The organism is Aliivibrio sifiae (genome assembly GCF_002954715.1).
In the GTDB taxonomy this organism is placed as follows: Bacteria; Pseudomonadota; Gammaproteobacteria; order Enterobacterales; family Vibrionaceae; genus Aliivibrio; species Aliivibrio sifiae.
In genome coordinates this window covers 1,023,842-1,042,970 of the sequence record NZ_MSCP01000001.1, presented here as the reverse complement: position 1 = coordinate 1,042,970, position 19,129 = coordinate 1,023,842, and the positions used below count along the sequence as shown (strand labels likewise).

General features: G+C 39.3%; 14 protein-coding genes. 8 read left to right on the top strand and 6 right to left on the bottom strand.

What is annotated here, in order from left to right; translation table 11 throughout:
- Positions 1-212 precede the first annotated feature (212 nt).
- Positions 213-2,255: a sensor histidine kinase gene (locus BTO23_RS04570; RefSeq protein WP_061028710.1), complete on the bottom strand. Its 2,043-nt coding sequence runs from the start codon at positions 2,253-2,255 to the stop codon at positions 213-215.
- Entirely contained in the window at positions 2,252-3,670 is a 1,419-nt protein-coding gene (locus BTO23_RS04565) for a sigma-54-dependent transcriptional regulator (protein WP_061002461.1), read from the bottom strand. Before BTO23_RS04565 ends, BTO23_RS04570 begins: the two co-directional genes overlap by 4 nt.
- A gap of 283 nt (positions 3,671-3,953) precedes the next feature.
- Between BTO23_RS04565 and BTO23_RS04560 the strand changes: the two genes are divergently transcribed.
- From BTO23_RS04560 to BTO23_RS04535, 6 genes are all read left to right on the top strand, one after another.
- Positions 3,954-4,775, top strand: coding sequence for an ABC transporter substrate-binding protein (locus tag BTO23_RS04560; protein ID WP_105063055.1), 822 nt, complete (start codon positions 3,954-3,956; stop codon positions 4,773-4,775).
- Between the two features lie 3 nt (positions 4,776-4,778).
- On the top strand, positions 4,779-5,477 hold the full coding sequence (locus BTO23_RS04555) for an ABC transporter permease (RefSeq protein WP_060991093.1): 699 nt from the start codon (positions 4,779-4,781) through the stop codon (positions 5,475-5,477).
- A 12-nt stretch (positions 5,478-5,489) separates the two neighbouring features.
- Positions 5,490-6,197 (top strand): energy-coupling factor ABC transporter ATP-binding protein, encoded by a 708-nt coding sequence (locus BTO23_RS04550; RefSeq protein ID WP_105063054.1) that lies wholly within the window; start codon positions 5,490-5,492, stop codon positions 6,195-6,197.
- Entirely contained in the window at positions 6,175-6,759 is a 585-nt protein-coding gene (mobA, locus tag BTO23_RS04545; RefSeq protein ID WP_060991095.1) for a molybdenum cofactor guanylyltransferase MobA, read from the top strand. Before BTO23_RS04550 ends, mobA begins: the two co-directional genes overlap by 23 nt.
- Positions 6,756-8,537: a bifunctional molybdopterin-guanine dinucleotide biosynthesis adaptor protein MobB/molybdopterin molybdotransferase MoeA gene (locus tag BTO23_RS04540; protein WP_105063053.1), complete on the top strand. Its 1,782-nt coding sequence runs from the start codon at positions 6,756-6,758 to the stop codon at positions 8,535-8,537. Before mobA ends, BTO23_RS04540 begins: the two co-directional genes overlap by 4 nt.
- 216 nt (positions 8,538-8,753) lie before the next feature.
- The gene (locus BTO23_RS04535) at positions 8,754-9,818 is read left to right on the top strand and encodes a formylglycine-generating enzyme family protein (RefSeq protein WP_105063052.1); all 1,065 of its coding nucleotides are present in this window, start codon (positions 8,754-8,756) and stop codon (positions 9,816-9,818) included.
- Between the two features lie 42 nt (positions 9,819-9,860).
- Here the strand turns inward: BTO23_RS04535 and BTO23_RS04530 are convergent, their stop codons facing one another.
- The 4 genes from BTO23_RS04530 to BTO23_RS04515 form a co-directional block, all read right to left on the bottom strand.
- Positions 9,861-12,353 (bottom strand): LysM peptidoglycan-binding domain-containing protein, encoded by a 2,493-nt coding sequence (locus tag BTO23_RS04530; RefSeq protein WP_105063051.1) that lies wholly within the window; start codon positions 12,351-12,353, stop codon positions 9,861-9,863.
- A 15-nt stretch (positions 12,354-12,368) separates the two neighbouring features.
- On the bottom strand, positions 12,369-12,962 hold the full coding sequence (locus tag BTO23_RS04525; RefSeq protein WP_105063050.1) for a DUF4123 domain-containing protein: 594 nt from the start codon (positions 12,960-12,962) through the stop codon (positions 12,369-12,371).
- Positions 12,944-15,208 carry a type VI secretion system tip protein TssI/VgrG gene (gene tssI, locus BTO23_RS04520; RefSeq protein ID WP_105063049.1) on the bottom strand — a complete coding sequence of 755 codons (2,265 nt, stop codon included), beginning with the start codon at positions 15,206-15,208 and terminating at the stop codon, positions 12,944-12,946. The genes BTO23_RS04525 and tssI overlap by 19 nt, the downstream gene beginning before the upstream one ends.
- 76 nt (positions 15,209-15,284) lie before the next feature.
- On the bottom strand, positions 15,285-15,803 hold the full coding sequence (locus BTO23_RS04515; RefSeq protein WP_061002478.1) for an Hcp family type VI secretion system effector: 519 nt from the start codon (positions 15,801-15,803) through the stop codon (positions 15,285-15,287).
- Between the two features lie 510 nt (positions 15,804-16,313).
- Between BTO23_RS04515 and BTO23_RS04510 the strand changes: the two genes are divergently transcribed.
- Positions 16,314-17,831 carry a type I restriction-modification system subunit M gene (locus BTO23_RS04510; protein WP_105063048.1) on the top strand — a complete coding sequence of 506 codons (1,518 nt, stop codon included), beginning with the start codon at positions 16,314-16,316 and terminating at the stop codon, positions 17,829-17,831.
- Positions 17,821-19,107, top strand: coding sequence for a restriction endonuclease subunit S (locus tag BTO23_RS04505; RefSeq protein WP_105063047.1), 1,287 nt, complete (start codon positions 17,821-17,823; stop codon positions 19,105-19,107). Before BTO23_RS04510 ends, BTO23_RS04505 begins: the two co-directional genes overlap by 11 nt.
- Positions 19,108-19,129: the final 22 nt, after the last annotated feature.

The following is a 19,129-nucleotide window of genomic DNA, read 5'->3' as shown; positions in this document are numbered from 1 at the left end:
GGAAAGCCACACGTCTCAGAATGTGGCTTAATTTGGTACTGTTCGGGGTCATAACCGGACGACCTAACTATCTAATAACACTGACTAAAATTCAACATTTTTCGATAACATTACGGTTAAAAAACAAACAAAAATCATGCTATTCAGCATTTTTGTGAGGCGGGTAACATTTCCGCCCTCTTTTAATTTATTAAACGTAAATAACCTATGGGTTAACCAACCAAATTATCGTACTGGTGATGTTCAGATTTTGTCGGTAAATAAATAATAAATGTAGACCCTTCTCCGACCTGTGAGCGTGCTTTTATCTCCCCACCCGTTTGACTGAGCAAACTTTGAGACACCGAAAGTCCAAGTCCTGTTCCGTCACGCTTAGTCGTGTAAAACGGATCAAATATTCGATTCAATTGCTCTGCATTTATTCCAGTGCCAAAGTCTTCAATCTCAATAATTGCACCAAGCTCAATCTCTTCTTCATACCAAGTTCTACTACGAATAATTAACTTACCTTTGCTGCTCATTGCATGAATGCCATTCATTTGTAAATTAACTAAAACTTGCAGTAAATGATGTCGATTTACTTCAACTTTTGGCGGTTGCTCAAAATCAAACTCCACTTCAATATCACGCTTATGTGAACCAGTTCGAACTAAAGTGACGCTCTCTTCAATAATCGGATTGATGTATTGCCACGTCACCTCATCTTGAATGCCACCCTGTCGACTGTATTGCAATAAACTGCGGGTGATATTACGAATGCGGTCAATCTGCTCCATTATCGCATCGAGTTCTTCAGAAATGGCATGAGCATCATCGCCTAATTCATACTTAATTAGCTCTGCATTACCGAGTATTACTGCGGTTGGATTATTGATCTCGTGGGCTATACCTGCGGTTAGCTCACCCAAAGACGCCAGCTTTTCACTCATAACAAGCTTATCTTGCGCTTGTTTTAATAATTTAATGTATTGCTCAAGTTCAATCGTTTTTTCATGTAAACTGGCAGTTCGAGACTCTACTTTTGACTCTAATTCTTTAGAAGCACTTTGGATCTCTATGTTTCGCTGTTGCAATTGATCCAACATATTATCAAATTGCTGTGCAAGACTTGCTAATTCGTGCCCGTTATCTAATCCTAAATCACCGATTCGTCCTTCTTTTCCAAGCTGAACTGACTTAACCACATAATGAATTTTTTCAATTGGTTGAAAAAGATCTCTTGCTCCACGATGCACAAAAATAGTCGATAATAATAGAGTGATGAGTATTGTTACCCCTGCTTCCACTAAATTCTGCAAGTATTGCTTAAGTAACGGCCACTCTAAATATCCGGTATACAACATGCCTATGACTTTATCATCCATGTCTTTTATTGGCTGATACGCAGAGATATACCAATCGTTGTAAACATAAGCTCGGTTAGTCCAACGCTCCCCATTTTCAACCACTATTTTTTTAACTTCTGGTGAAACGATGGTCCCTATTGCTCGTCCTTGATTAAGAGATTTATTAGCAAAATCATTATGTAACGGAACATTAGTACTAATACGTAAATCATCTAAAAACAGAGTAACGGTACCGTAATTATCTGCGGGTAAATCGCCTTCTGGGTAAATAAGATCTCGGATCCTATCGACCAAGAGAGTACTATTATTAAGAATAATACCGCTATCAACTATCCAAGCTAAATTCCCTTCTTTATCAAAAATTGGAATTAATGTTCTACTGACCAAACCACGTTTTTCAATGCTGCCGTCTTCTTTATTGATAACTTGGACTTGAGTGCTTAATTCTGGACTAATATTCTTTAAGTCCTCGTTCGTCATCACTTGAAAAAAGGTACGAGAGATCCCTAATGACAAGGCCTTAACTAATGAGGTAGGAAGGTGATGACTGTAATCAACCGGATGAACAACAATAAAATCAGAATTATAGTTGTCAGCTTGATGTTCAGCCCAATATTGAAGGTCAGGATCATGATTTCTCAATCTTGTTTGAAACTGATATGACTCAACAAAGCTACGAAGCTCTGCGCCTTGCTCTTGCTGTAAAAAATCAATGCTATTTTCTGCTACTGATAATTTACTTCCGACATCATTAAGTGCGTTTTGCCACGTATAGTGCACAGACCAAAATGCCGTAATAATGACTAGAGCAAGTAAAGTTAAAAATAAAGGAACCGAGTTTAACCATAGTAAACGATATCTCACCATGGTTTTTATTCTGCGTTTCCATAAAAGAGGAGATAACATCATGCGCTCTCTTCACTCCACTCTTTAAACTTTCTCTCTAACGTTTTACGAGCAACGCCAAGCTGTCTTGCTGCTGCTGATTTATTGCCATCATGCAAATCAACAACCGTGATAATGTGCTTTTTTTCTACTTCTTTTAATGTCCAATGCTCTGGGTAAACATCCATTTCAGGCATACAGCTGCACTCTGTTTCTTTTTGCTCTATTGCAACGTCAAATGCGGTTTCTTGATGCAGAGGAGTGTTACCTTGCAATCCAGACCAGTGATCAACGGGTGGTTTTCCTAATAGAATACAGCGCTCAATCATATTTTTGAGTTCGCGAATATTACCCGGCCAATCGTAATGACTCATAGCCACTATATCTTCATGTGCCCAGTGAATAGGTTTTAATCCCATTTCTTTGGCTATCATGTGCGAGAAATGCTCGGTTAAACACGCTAAATCGGCTTTACGTTCACGCAATGCAGGCAAAGAAACGGTTAATACATTTAAGCGGTAAAAAAGATCTTTTCTAAAATTGCCTTTTTCAACTTCTTCAAGCAAGTTTCGATTTGTTGCAGCAACAATACGTACATCCACTGGGATCTCTTTTTCTGAACCTACAGGGCGAATGGCTTTTTGCTCTAAAGCTCGAAGTAGCGACGATTGCATCCCAATTGGCATTTCACCAATTTCATCTAAAAATAAGGTACCATTATTTGCAACTCTAAATAGCCCTTCTCGCCCTTTTTTCGCACCAGTAAAAGCCCCTGATGTATGACCAAATAATTCACTTTCTAAAAGATCTGGGGCAATAGCACCACAGTTTAATGGCACAAATGGTCCATTTCGATTACTTAATTGATGTAAACCACGCGCAACCAATTCTTTACCTGTGCCAGATTCACCTTCAATTAGAACCGCGGCATTTGATGGCGCGAGTTGAGCTACCATTTGCTTTAGTTGTAAGGTTTTATCTGCATTACCAATGATTTCTATTGGATTATTTTTTTCGATTTCCCTTTGCAGCGCAAAATTGGTTCGCTCAACAAGACGACGATCCATACAGCGTCTTACTGCTTGTAGCATGTTTTCTAAATTAAATGGTTTTAGTATAAAATCGGCAGCTCCTAAACGAAGCGCTTGAATCGCAGTATCTAATTCTGCGTACCCTGTCATGAATATCACATCATAATTACGAGAATCGCTAGCAATACTTTCTTGCCACTCTAACCCTGTTTGACCCGGTAAATTAATGTCTAAAATAATAAGATCAAGATGATGAGATTGGCGGATCACTTCTGCATCTTCAATTGTTCCTGCGGTATGAACTTGACCGAATTGTTTACTTAATGCTTTTTTAAGTATGGTTTGCATACCTATTTCATCATCAACAACAAGAACTGAAAATGCGTGCCAATCTGATTTCGCGACCATAATGTTTCCTAATTAAGAGTACTGACAGGGATTTGTGGGTCAAAATGTCCTAATTATTCTAACCTGTATTCTACAAAATGTATCCTTTCTCATGAGACATTTTGTCCTAGTCACATTTTTTGTAAGGTTTTTATGTCAGAATGCCATTCAATTGCTTATATATCATTACTTTATAGATAAAAGCATCAATACAAATTTTGGCATAGTGATTGCTTTAATGGCAATGAGTCTATTCGTTTGAGACATTTACTTACGATATTACCTTTCATTACATGGATATAACATGAACAATAAAATCAGTACATTTTCAGTTATGGCTACACTGGCTCTTGGTTCTTTTTCTGCTACGAACGTATATGCAGATGACGCAAGCACCATCCGTCTGGCAACAACAACGAGTACTTACCACTCAGGTTTATTAGATTATTTATTGCCTGAGTTTAAAAAAGATTCAGGTTACGAAGTTCAAGTGCTTGCAGCAGGCACTGGTAAAGCTCTTAAAATGGGCGAAAACGGTGATGTTGATTTAGTAATGACTCACGCACCTAAAGCCGAAGCTGACTTTGTTGAAAAAGGTTATGGTATTGAACCAAAATCATTAATGTACAATGACTTTGTACTTGTTGGCCCTAAAGCTGATCCTGCACATATTCATGGTATGAAAGATGTTACTGCTGCATTCAAAAAAATGGCAGAAACCGATGTGACTTTCGTTTCTCGTGGTGATGACTCTGGCACAAACAAAAAAGAATTGAATCTTTGGGCTCAAACTAAGATCGAACCTAATTTCGGTGGCTACAAAGCGGTAGGTCAAGGCATGGGACCAACACTAAACATGACCTCTGAACTGCAAGCTTACACACTAACAGACCGTGGTACATGGTTAGCTTACCAAAACAAATTGGATCTTGAGATAATGGTTGAAGGCGATAAGCGTCTATTTAACCCATACCAAGTAATCCTAATCAACCCTGAACGTTACAACAACTTAAACACCAAAGGTGCGCAAGTGTTTAGTGATTGGTTAGTTAGCGATAAAGGCCAAGCAATGATCAATAGCTTTAAACTAAGCGGTAAACAACTATTTACTGCGGACGCTAAATAATTCATGAGTATATTAGCCACCTCTCACGAAGCAATTCAATTACTGTTCAGTGGTGATACAGCATTATGGAGCATCGTAGGTGTTTCGTTCTCAGTATCATTGTTTGCAATGGCGGTTGTATTACTCCCTGCATTATTGCTGGCTTTTGCGCTTGCATATGGCTCGTTTCCTGGGCGGTGGCTACTGCTCTCTATTATTAATACATTACAATCAGTACCTACCGTCGTTATCGGTTTATTGTTGTATATGATGCTTTCTCGCTCAGGACCTCTGGGAGATTGGCAGTTACTATTTACGCAAGAAGCAATGGTCATTGGCCAAATGTTTATCTGCTTCCCTATCATGGTTGCTATGATGCATGGTGCATTTCAACACAGTGATCGCCGAGTATGGGAAACCGCATTTACCTTAGGTGCGTCATTGCCTCGTGCTTTTGGCAGCTTAATTTGGGAAACTCGATTCCCTATCCTAGCCGCCGTTATTGCTGGATTTTCTCGGATCATTACCGAGGTTGGTTGTTCTATGATGGTCGGCGGTAACATCTTTAATGCTACACGAAACATTCCAACCGCAATTGCTATGGAAAGCCAAAAAGGCGCATTTGCTCAAGGGATTGCTCTTGGCATGGTGTTATTAATCTTAGCGCTAGTGTTAAATTTTTTACTCTCTATCACTCGTGGTAAAGGGTATTTACGTACTTAGTAGGCATAAAAAATGACAATAAGAATTACTGCCGATAATCTATCGATGCGATTTAATGATCGTGTACTTTTCCACATCCCGCATTTGTCATTAGGGCCAAAAGAATCGGTCTATTTGCGTGGCGCTAATGGTGTGGGAAAAACAACACTGCTTAAGATTTTATCTGGTTTACAAACCCCGACGGCAGGTAAGCTCAACCTTAATCAACCACACTGGACGGCTCGTTTATTTGGGCGCTCTGGAAACAATCAAATCGTATATTTACATCAGAATCCATTTTTATTTGATGGCACGGTTTTCGATAATGTTATTTATGGCATGAAATACACCACCATGAATAAACTTGAAAAACGTAATATGGTGATTAATGCTCTACGTATGGTTGGGTTAGAAACCTTAGCTGATGAACATATTTCTGTTTTATCTGGCGGAGAAAAACAGCGTGTGGCTATGGCAAGAGCTTGGGTGCTAAAACCTTCTATACTGCTAATGGACGAACCGAGTGCCAGTGTTGACCAAGAATCCATCGATTTATTGGTAATTATGGCCAAAGATCTCCTTGATCGCGGTTCTAGCATTGTCGTTACTAGTCACCAAACCAATGCATTGACTGAAATTTGTCATCGTCAATGGACCATTTCAGACGCAAAGCTGATAGAATCAACCCCATTAAAAGTGATTGTTAGCAAGGATAAGTATGCTCCAGCCAAAGCAAACTAGTTGGGTAATTTTAGCGGGCGGACAAGCCCGTCGCATGGGTGGCCAAGATAAAGGCTTTGTTTCATTTCAAAACAAACCTCTTATCGAACATGCAATAGACATATTAACACCTCAAACCGATCAGATTGCCATCAACGCTAATCGAAGTATCGAACAATACTCAAGTTACGGTGTCACCTTCTCTGACCAATTTAACGATTACCCAGGCCCATTGGCAGGAATGCATTCTGGTTTAATCAATATGAACTCTGATTGGGTTGGTTTTATTCCTTGTGATTCCCCTAATCTACCTGACAACCTTGTCTCTTTATTGTGTGATGCAGTAAAAGAAGACACTGATATTGTGGTCGCTCATGATGGCGAATACATGCAACCGGTCGTCACTTTAATGCATAAACGTATCATTCCTAAAATTGATGCTTTCTTAGCGCGCGGTGATAGAAAAATCATCCTATTATACAAAGAGTGTAATACCGTCTTTGCTGATTTCTCTGCTTACCCAAATGCTTTTATCAATTTGAATAGCCCCCAAGAACTCGAACAATTTGGATCTTTATTATGAGCTTAACGACTGCGTCTATCCCTTTATTGGGTTTTGCTGCTTATAGCGGCACAGGTAAAACGACATTACTAGAAAAGCTATTACCAAAGCTGAATGAAATGGGACTAAAAGTCGCAGTCATCAAACACGCTCATCACAATTTTGATATCGACCAAGAAGGCAAAGATAGCTACCGTTTGCGTAAAGCCGGTGCTAGCCAAATGCTAATTAGCTCTCGTTTTCGTAATGCATTAATCACTGAAACTCCAGATGAAGAAACCACCTGTCAGCAGCTAATCAATAAGTTGGATCAAACTGAACTTGATTTAATTCTTATTGAAGGCTTTAAGCAACTGCCATACACCAAGATTGAATTACACCGTGATGAAGTGGGTAAACCTTGGATCTTCCCTGAAGATAACAACATTATTGCGATTGCGTCAGACTCAAAAGCAGAGTCAGATCTACCTCAAATGGACATCAATGATACAGATATTATTACCGCATTCATTGTTGAATACGTGAAACAGCATCAGCATAAACAACAAAGTGACTTATCTGCTAATTGTGATGAATTATCTCCTGCGCTTTTATCAGTTAGCCAAGGCAGAGCTAAGATTTTAGATGCTATTACACCTCTAAAATCACAAAGTAATGTCTCTTTAGTTGAATCCATTAATGCATTAGCGGCTCAAGATATTTTATCGCCGATTAATGTTCCTCAGCATAATAATTCAGCAATGGATGGCTATGTGATTTGTGGTGATGACTTAGACCGTGATAACTACACAGTGGTTGCCGAAATCATGGCAGGACACAGTTACGATCACCCTCTTCAACATGGTGAAGCAGCAAAAATCATGACAGGTGCGCCAGTCCCTGCGAATGGCAATGCGGTGATCATGCGTGAGCAAGCGATTCAAGAAGGTAACCAAGTACGCTTTGATACTGGTAAATCAGGTATTCGTAAAGGCCAAAACGTTCGTCTTGCTGGTGAAGATATTGCTATCGACCAAATCTGTGTAGCTAAAGGCTCACGTATCACAGCTCCTGAAGTCGGCATGCTTGCTTCACTTGGTATCCCCTCTCTTCCTGTATTCAATAAAATTAAAGTCGCTATATTCTCTACTGGTGATGAAGTTCAAGCTCCAGGTGAAACACAAAAAGCCAATTCAATTTATGATTCTAACCGTTTCACGTTGACGGCATTATTGCAGAAGATCGGTTGTGAAGTGATTGATTTTGGCATCATTGAAGACAGTGAAGCCGCTTTAGAGTCAACGCTTTCTCAAGCATCACAACAAGCAGATATGATCTTATCTTCTGGTGGTGTGTCGGTTGGTGATGCCGATTATATCAAAACGATCTTAGATAAATTGGGCAATATTAATTTCTGGCGTATTAATATGCGTCCCGGTCGCCCTCTTGCCTTTGGTCATATTGGTGACACGCCTTTCTTTGGTTTACCGGGCAACCCTGTCGCGGTAATGGTGGCGTTTTTACAATTTGTTGAGCCTGCATTACGTAAACTTCAAGGCGAAGACAATTGGCAACCTGAAACCTTTACTGCAATTGCTAAAGAGTTTATTCGCTCTCGCACTGGCCGAACTGAATACAGCCGTGGTATTTACTCGATTAACCAAAATGGTCAAATGGAAGTAGTAACTACAGGTAAACAAGGCTCTGGTATTTTACGTTCAATGAGCGAAGCAAACTGCTTAATTGAAGTGCAACCTGAAGTCGAATCGGTGGATATTGGTCAGAAAGTGACGATCATTCCATTAGGAACAAGAGCTTAAAGCACCTGAATAACTTAAAATAACGCTAAACTTAGCCTCACTTTTGTGGGGCTTTTTCTTATAAGGCTACATAAAAAAACAATATCTGCATGGCACAAACTTCACTCTTATCACTCCCCGTAAACACTGAACAAATATCACATTTTACTTCCTGTTACACCTTCAATGAGAACGTAAAATAGCTTAAAATAGAGGCATAAATTATAAGGAAGAATTATGAAAAACAAATGGTTAGGATTTGCTTGCTTACTACCATTACTAAGCGGCTGTAATGATGCGCACTCCTCTATTAGCGCATCAAGTGACACGGTATCAAAACAACAAATTGATACCATTATTACCAACATCAATAAGTTGTACCCCGATGCATCAACCGAATTAAAACAAAACGCATTAAACACTGCGGTTCGTGCTATTGAGAATCTAGTGTTCGTAAAAGGCGGTAGTTTTGAAATGGGGGATTTTGGTGCTCCTTGTGAAATTCCAAGTGGTACAAGAGAGAGAATAGACTGGTCTCCTGATGCACAATGTTTAACATCATTCTCTAGTGTTGAAACAGGAGCAGATCATCTTCATCAAGTAACTCTTAATTCTTATTCTATATCCAAATATGAAACAACCTTTATTGATATGGAGTGGATGCGAAAAATTAATGACCTACCAGTTGCAGAAGATAATATTAACGATAGAACAATTATCACAAGAGACTCTAATGCATATAAAAAATTAATAGAAAGTAAAAAATATAGCGCAGCTAGGAGTAAAAGCTGGCAAGAAACTAAAGATTACTGCCAATGGTTAAATGATATGACGGCTTTACCTTTTGATTTACCAACAGAAGCTCAATGGGAATATGCCGCCCGTAATCGTGGTGAAAAACTCTATTTCGCGACAAATACTGGTTATTTACAATACAAAAATGGGCAATATAAAGATCTAAGTAATAGCGGTCTCTATACTCACTATACTGAAAGTGAAGTTAATGCAAGTACAGATCTTGAAAGATTTGTTGGTCAACTGCCAGCAAACCCATTAGGTATTTACGGAATGAGCAACAATATTAGTGAATGGGTTAATGATTGGTATTCACCAATTTATTATAAAGAGTCTCTAAAAAATAATCCTAAAGGACCAAAATCAGGAACAATGAAAGTAATGCGTGACGGTGGAAATATAACAACCTTTGATCGCCTCCCAACTAAACCAATACAAGATGGTTATTATCCATCCAATAGTTTCCGATGCTCTTTACAATTAAATAAACCTATTATTTCTCTTTAGTAATACAACAAGCCCTTACTCTCTCGTAAGGGCTAATTTCAGCTATACGTACATACCTTCATTACTTTCTTTAATCATTGCAATCAATTCTTGTTTTTTTTCAAAACGGTCATTAGGTAAAGGACTAGTAAATGGAGTTAGAATTGTACTTATAACTTGATCGTTATCTTCCGCTAAAGAACAGACCCATGAATTAAATTCTCGTTGTTGTCCTCCATCAAGAATTTCATTAATACGAGATAAGTTCGTAAATAAAACTTGCTCTCCTATTTGCTTCTCTCCCGTGCTATTCATCCGCGATAAAATCTCTTCAAATTTCCGCCAATTATACGTACTTTGTTTTAGTAAAACACAAATTGCCATTTCTTGTTTTTCGTTCATGCTTAACAAAAACTCTTCAACTAAGGTTTCTAGCATTATACCAATTACTTCTGGCAATAACTGATTAGGTTCTGTCTCACTATATATAGATTGTTCCAAAATTCGTTGAGCTAAATATTCAGCTTCTTTTTGTCTATCTCTTTCATCCCAAAATTCATTAACTTTTTCTACACTTTTTTCAATCGCTTTCTGAAGAGCACAATCGGAATACTGAACCATATCAGAAGCAAACGCTAAATAACTAGCACGTACTAAATGTCTATAAGCTAACTTATCAATATTCCCCAATTGACGATAACCAACACATTGAAGACCTTTCAAAATAATTTTAGCTAGTTCCCATATTTCGCCACCATCAATCACAGCACCAAAGCTGCCACTACCACCAACCCCCCAAACAAGACGACCAGAACATACAAAATAAAATTTTTGCCCTCGCAAACTCAATTGAAAATCAGCCCCTGATCCTAAACCAGCAGCTATATTGCCACCGCCCTTAACTTCTGCTAGCGATTTAAATTCAGGTTTTAATTTCTGTTCATCTTCCGGTGGCGATTGCCACTCTACGCCACCACACAATTCACCGCCCGCTTGTGCACCTGCAAAACCTTCAGCTTTAAAACCAACCTGTCCTTTTGCAGAAGTCGATACACCGACTCTTGGAGAAAATAATACACCTATGCTGCCATCCCCTTTAGGAACCTCTCCTTTAACCATGACACTAGCCATAACCCCAGTAAATGCACTTAATTGCATAGAGCTATTTAATCTGAAACATCCGAATGAATATGTTGCATCTTTACCCTTTGCATCAATATATGAAAGAGTGACAGGATAACCAGATTGATATGGAATATACGCTTTAATGGCTACAGTTGCTTCCGCTAATGAAAAACTAGCCTCGGCACCAATACCAATATCTGCCTTTTTAACGGTAGCAGCAGCTTGAGCCCCCCAACGAAATAGTTGAGCCTCTTTACTAATAGCGAATTGAAGTTTGCCATCATCATTATATAAGTGTTTCTTCGATTGAAATTCACGCCAATGCCCACCATCAGCTTTCCATTCATTCAATTTCATTGCTACAGGGCCATCTTTTAAAGACGTTTTAATATTGTTCTTAATATCTTCTTTTATTGCCTTAGCAAAACCTGCTTTGTCGTTTTGCTCTAAAGCTTGCATTGTGTTACTGCGCTTATAAACTGGTTTCCAGCGTTTTTGTTCTTGCTCTACAAACTCACTACGAAGATAAACATATTTATCATGCTTTACTGAATACACTTCAACCAAATGTCTTTTGTTTTTTTGACTAACTAAATTTTTTCCTTCAGAATTGAAATTATCTGTATTTACAGATTGATTGTTTGGCTTTTCAGGACTATTTTTTTTACTTGCAACGGTATGACTTAACGCTGTTAAATCGTCAATTTCAGATTGAATTCGAGTTAAAACTCTTCTTCTTAACTCGATAAGAGAGTCTTCTTCTAAAAAGAAAGTATCACTATATTCTTCAACAAATGTTTTCTTTTTCCTTAACTCTTCTAACCTCGCATCAACTCGTTTTATATTCTCATCATTCTTTTTTTCTGTACTGCCACCAAAAGCTGACGCTACTTTCCGACCTATCTTTGCTTCTGTTGATTCAACCAAACAAATCGCACCTGCATTACTTGCGTCATTTAGCCACACTTGTCTCTTTTTCGCGTGCTGCTCTACTTGTTGTTTAGTAACATTTTTGCCTTGAGGGGTTTCTTTTAAAAGTGTTGCATAACCTTCTAGCAAGGAGTCCATACACTTCGCTTCTTCATCCATGTATTGAATAGATTTTTCATCTAAACAATAGAAATCAGTCATTGCTTCACCAGTAACAAATACAACATCATGCACTTCTTTGGCTTCACATTCTGGTGCAGCCATTAATGTGCATGTTTCCGCTGTGGGGCGTACTTTTGAAATAGGTTCGACTGTGTTGGTTTGCTCTACCTCTTCATCCTCAATTTCCTCAGGAAGATGAATACTGTCACCCACATGAATTAAATCTGGGTTAGGTTGATATTTTGGGTTCAATTCAAGTAACGTGGTAAAAGGGACATCATTATCAATGGCAATTTTAAGCAGCGTGTCACCGCTTTGAACAATATAAGATTGGCTCATGGTGTTAACACTCCTTTACCACTGAGTTGAGATGGATTGCATGGACGCAAAATGCTGTTCAGTCATTGTCCATTGATAATCAGAAAACGGAGGGGTTATAGCCACAGGTACTGAAACAGTAAGCCATGATTTATTAAACCACGTTATTTTAGTCACCGGACCGAAATAGTCTCGACGATCTGTATCAGACATAGATGCCACTAAAGGCAATAATCCTCTTGGATCGTAATAGCGTAAAAACACCTCTCCATTGCCCTTTTTAACTACTAACGCATTACGTAATGAATACATTAATTCACTGCTGCTAGTTGTGCTCTCTGTATAAAGCAACGCACCACAATGCGCTGAACTCATTTTATCAACACAGGCATTTAATAAGGGTTGAGAGTGCGATAAATCAATAACAATAGGTCCATTTTTTATCGCATTAAACTGCGTCGCTTTAAATAGCTCAAACGTATTTAATTCCTCAACGTATAGACTCAGCTCCGCATGCCATTCAGGCCATAACTCTGATTCAATTAATGCGTAAATATTTTCTGATGAGTTAAGTAATGGTGTTTCAACAGTATCAATTCGCCACTCACTGTTTAGCTGTGCAGTTGACATACGCCCCCCTTACCACATTGGCATAACTCTTTCATTAATGAACCTTCTTCAACCATTTCACTGTACGCCGCAGAGTTCATCACTGGCTTAGTCGATGCTAATGGAGACATTGAGAAGGCACGAGGAGGATTTATACTCACACTGGAACTCTGACCTTGAGCAGCGCTAGGGTTAATCGCAACATTGCCCCCAGCTAAAGCGACCGAACTGGCGCCATCAACCATAATATCTGAGCCATATAGCGTTATTGTTCCGTTATTTTTCAGAATAAAACCTGAGCTACCAACTTGAGCGCTAATTTCATCAGCACTGATTATGGTATGATCTCCATCAGATTTAATAGAAGCATTACTTCCAACTTCTACCGTGAGATTTTTACCTACAGTTAATGTATCGTCGGCACTAATATCACGACTCATTGACCCCATAGTTATCGTGCTTTGTTCACCCTTAATCGTCAGCTCATCATTTTTACCCACTGAGCTTTTTCGGTTTTCGTAGATTTTTAAGACTTGATCAACGGCCACGCTCTTTTCTATATTGGCGTTGTATTTAACGTTTACATCTTGTTCAACCGTTTCTTCAAAGGTTTGATTTGTTATTGATGTTTTATGACCTTCGATGGTTTCTTTTCTGTCTTGATTTATTTCATTAATTTGATTGCGTCCGACTTCTAACTCTTCATCATTGCCTATGGTTCTGAATCGGTTATTTAGTACCTTAGTTCTCATGTCTTTTTGAGCATGAAAGTAGACTTCTTCTTGATTGGCTTCGTCTTCAAACGACATTTCGTTATAACCTTCTCCTTTATGGGTTTGGGTACGAAACACCGTTTTGGTTTTATGCTCTGGCAAGGCGTATGGTGGCGTGTTCAGGCCGTTATATACAGCACCCGTCACTAAAGGTCTGTCTGGGTCACCTTCTAAGAACGTAACCACCACTTCATGCCCTATTCTTGGTAAATACACCGCGCCCCATGTAGGAGCTGCCATCGATTGACTCACTCGTAACCAACAACCTGAATGCTCATCATTGTTACCATATCGGTCCCAGTGAAATTGAACCTTAATGCGTCCCATTGGGTCGGTATATATTTCTTCGCCTGCTGGGCCTACGACCACTGCGGTTTGAGGACCATCAACCACAGGGGCTGATAGTTTATTTGCTTTATATTCAACATCACGAGGAATACAAGTAAACTGGTTTTGATACGTTGTTGGAAGCTCGCTTGACTCTTCTTCATGCACACGAGGATCATACCCACTGTGCGTTACAGAGGTTAATATATAATCTCTATTTATCGTGCTTCTAGGGTGTTTTGTTAGGTTAAAGCTATAGCCTGCAATTAAACGCATTATATTACTTTCAGCGTCAATTTGATGATTATAAACCTGATGTTCGGCTACCAAGTAATTACTGCGCTGTTGGCCCTGTTCAATTTCTCCGTAGCGTCCCGGATAATCAAAAAATGCTAAATCGCTATCGCGCTCACCCTGTTGTTGAACGTGTTGTGGGATACGAGGCTGCTCGTAGTTATAATCAGTTTGAGTGACATGACCAGTACGTACACGATTATAAGCACTTAATTCAAAGATATGCTCTCTATCAGAATTCCCGCCACCATCCGATTGATAAACCAATGGGCCAACATAAGAAGCATTTAATGGAGTACTAACTAACTCTGGGATGGCGTCATTTTTATCGACAATCACCATCGTATGGTTATTTGCGGTGTGCTCAAAGTAATACCATAGGCCATGCTCTGCCAACAAACGCTGAACAAAATGACTATCAGTTTCTCGATATTGAAGTAGGTAATCTTGGTTTGGATAGGAATTAAATAACTCAAAGCGATAATCAGTTACCGATGCGCTATCAAGCACTTCAGTTAAGATATCGACAATCGATTTATCTTGAAAAATACGGCAATCTTGTCGTTGAGTCAAAAACCATAATTGAGGGACAAGTGTTATTTGATAGCGAGAGAAGCGGCGTCCTTCACCTAAATAACGGACTTCATGAACCACACCGTGAAATAAACGTCCTACATCCATTCCTTGCCCCAACACCGTTAACAATGCAGGCTTTCGACTTAATACGTCAAACTCTATATCAGGATTCAATGATAATAGCGACAGGGTTACCTTAAATGGTTGAGAGACTTCTTCAACCACATTAAAACTCTCAACTCGAAACTCATGTTGTGTGCCGAGGACTTCAAACTTAAACTCTACCTCTTTACTCATTATGTACACCTGATAGATATGACGACAAATAGGGCCAAAATAAGGCCCTAGCTTTTATAAATAGTTTGCGAATTGATTACGCTTCGCGTGGTGTACGCCAGTCATCATTACCTGCCGTACCACACGTTTCGTGAGTCACTTCAATTGCACGGTAAGTGAACTTAAGCACTTCTTCAGTTACACGATCAGACGTTGCTGCATCTTGGCAATGAGCCATACGAGTTTGCATATCAACTAATAGTGCATCAATCAATTTGATTGTGTAGTAATGCTCTTGCTTACCAGACGTAGAAGTACGGTAGAAGTTAATGCTACATTCAGGCAGTTTCTCTCCAGAGACTAAAGCGTTAAATAGTAGTGGAGAACAACGGTCTTGTTGTTTAGTTACGATCACTGGACGATGAACACGCTGACCAGTAGGTTGACCACTTTGTGGATCACGTGGAACTGTTAATACGTGATCAAGTTCTTGAACTAGAAATTCATCAACGTGAGCTTCCTGCCATACGTTACCTACTGAGTCTGCTGAGTATGCATCTTTAGTGATATCGCCTTGAGTTTGACCTTTAATTGACATATATGCTGGAGTTGGCATGGCTTTATTCCTTAATAATTGAATTCGATTTAGAGTCGTGAACTTCACGAGTTAAATTCAATAGAGCAATTAGAATGCCAAAAATAAAATCAAATGAATACAACAAGTTAGAGCTTTCACTATTTACAAGAACAATAAATAAAAACAATAAATTGGATAATTATCCAATAAGTTGTTTCAAGCATGTTGTATTTTTTTCTTAGGCTCTCCCTCCTACTCCATCTTGATTTAAAAAACTGTAAAAAAACACCATAACCACGTATTATATCCCCATATTTCATTCGCTTAATTAGCACTAATACCATTCTGGATAAGTAGTTGTTCAGATAATTGCGTAGGAAAAATTGATTAGAACAAGGCATAAATTACAGTAACTAGTTGATCTAATTACACCTAATTTTTGCAATAAAAAGGTATAACGCAGATATAATCAATTTTAACAAGCAAGAATGATCAAATACTTATGTAGATTGGTATAAATAAGCGTTACACATAACAGCTAGGTAACCCATGCCACATACCCAAATCAACCAAGACGACATCAACAAAGCCGTATGGTCTGCTTGTGATACTTTCCGCGGCACCGTAGATCCATCTATCTACAAAGATTTCATTTTAACCATGCTGTTCTTAAAATACATTTCAGATGTTCACCAAGACAAAGTAGATGAATTAGCTAAAGAATATGGTGGTGAGCCAGAGCTGATTGCGGCAATGATGGAAAGCCAATCATTCAAAATTCCAACAGGCTCTACGTTTTGGGACTTGTATGAATCACGCTTTGAAGCAGGTAACGGCTCACGTATTGATAAAGCGCTACACGCCATTGAAGAAGCCAACGGCACTAAATTAAAAGGCGTGTTCCAAGATATTAGCTTTAACACTGATAAATTGGGCGATGAGAAATCAAAAAATGACATTCTACGTCACCTATTAGAAGACTTTGGTAAAGAAGCATTAAGCCTACGCCCAAGCCGTGTTGGTTCGTTAGATGTCATTGGTAACGCTTACGAATACCTAATCAAACACTTTGCGGCTGGCAGTGGTAAATCAGCAGGTGAATTCTATACTCCACCAGAAGTATCAGATTTACTTTCTATCATCTTAGAGCCACAACAAGGTGACACCATTTGTGATCCTGCGTGTGGCTCTGGCTCACTACTGATGAAATGTGGTAAGCAAATTCAAAAGAACCTTGGCGGCTCTAAGCAATACGCCCTATTTGGCCAAGAAGCGATTGGCTCTACATGGTCATTGGCAAAAATGAACATGTTCCTACACGGTGAAGACAACCACCGTATTGAATGGGGTGACACCATTCGTAACCCTAAGCTTCAGGATACTGAAGGCGGTCTACTGCACTTTGATGTCGTAACAGCCAACCCTCCCTTCTCTTTGGATAAATGGGGTCATGAAGATGCAGAAAGCGATCATTTTGGTCGTTTCCGTCGAGGCGTACCACCAAAAACCAAAGGTGACTATGCGTTTATCTCACACATGATTGAGACGTTAAAACCACACACTGGTCGCATGGGTGTGGTTGTGCCTCACGGGGTGCTATTCCGTGCATCTTCAGAAGGTAAAATCCGTAAACAACTGATTGATGAAAACCTATTAGATACGGTTATCGGTCTGCCTGAAAAGCTGTTCTTTGGTACGGGGATTCCTGCTGCAATTTTGTTATTCAAAAAACAGAAAGACGACAAGAAAGTTCTGTTTATTGATGCGTCTCGTGAGTTTAAATCAGGAAAGAACCAGAACGTATTAACGAGCGATAACATTCAGAAGATTGTTGATACCTACAAAGCTCGTGAAACGACAGATAAGTATTCTTACCTAGCCACATTAGAAGAAATTGCCGAGAACGACTACAACCTTAATATCCCTCGTTATGTCGATACCTTTGAAGAAGAAGCGGAAATTGATTTGATGGCAGTGCGTAGTGAGCGTTTGGCACTACAAACCGAGTTAGCTGAGCTAGAAGCGGAAATGGCGGGTTATCTGAAGGAGTTGGGTTATGAGAGCTGATTCAAAATACCCGCCAAGTGTCAAAGCTGGAAAACCAATACTAGGTGAAACTCCCGAAGGTTGGGCAAGAGAATCATTGAAGAAGCATTTGACGCTTGAACAACGAAAAGTAAAAGTTCTTGATGATAAAGAGTACGATCTTGTGACTGTAAAACGTTCGCGAGGTGGTGTTGTTCGTCGAGAGCACCTTTACGGGAAGCAAATTTCAGTAAAAAGTCAATTTTACTTAAAGCAAGGGGACTTTTTAATCTCAAAGCGACAAATTGTTCATGGTGCATGTGGGATCGTACCTGAACATTTAGATGGTTCTATCGTTTCTAATGAGTATTCAATATTCACTGCTAAAGATAGTTTTGATCTGAACTATCTACGTTATTTGTCAGAAACGCTTTATTTTCAACAAACTTGCTTCCACTCAAGTATTGGTGTTCATATTGAAAAAATGATTTTCAAATTGGATAACTGGTTTAAATGGGACTTCAACCTCTCCCCACTCCCAGAACAGCGCAAAATCGCCCAAATCCTTTCGACATGGGATCGCGGTATTGCAACCACTGAAAAGCTAATTGATGCCAGCAAGCAGCAGAAAAAAGCCTTAATGCAGCAGTTGTTGACGGGTAAAAAGCGTTTGATTGGTCCTGAAACGGGTAAAGCGTTTGAGGGGGATTGGGTGGAAGGCACTCTAGCAAGTATTCTAACTAAAATTATCGATTATCGGGGTCAATCTGTACCTAAAGCATCTACAGGTATTCCTTTGATTACAGCTCGTAATGTTAGGAATGGTTTTCTCGATTTCACATCAAAGGAATACATAGATGAATCGGAGTTTTCGAGTTGGATGAAAAGAGGAACACCAGAAGCTGGTGATATTCTTTTCACGACTGAAGCTCCTATGGGAATGGCATGTAGATACCCATCAGAAGGGGTTTATGGTGTAGGTCAAAGAACAGTCACACTTAGAGTGAATGACAAAATATATTCTGATTTTCTTCTCTACTATTTACTGTCCGAGAAAGGACAGCTATTAATTGAGTTACGCTCGTCTGGGTCAACGGCAAAAGGTATAAAATCAAGCGAACTAAAAAAACTAGATGTGATATACCCAGTTAATGTGAAAGAACAACAAAAAATCGCCTCAGTCCTAACCGCTGCCGATAAAGAAATCGAGTTTCTAAATGCCAAACTTGCGCACTTTAAGCAAGAAAAAAAGGCATTGATGCAGCAGTTGTTGATGGGTAAGCGCCGCGTCACAATCGATGATAACGCTGCCGCCTAATCCATGGCTAACAGAGCTTGTG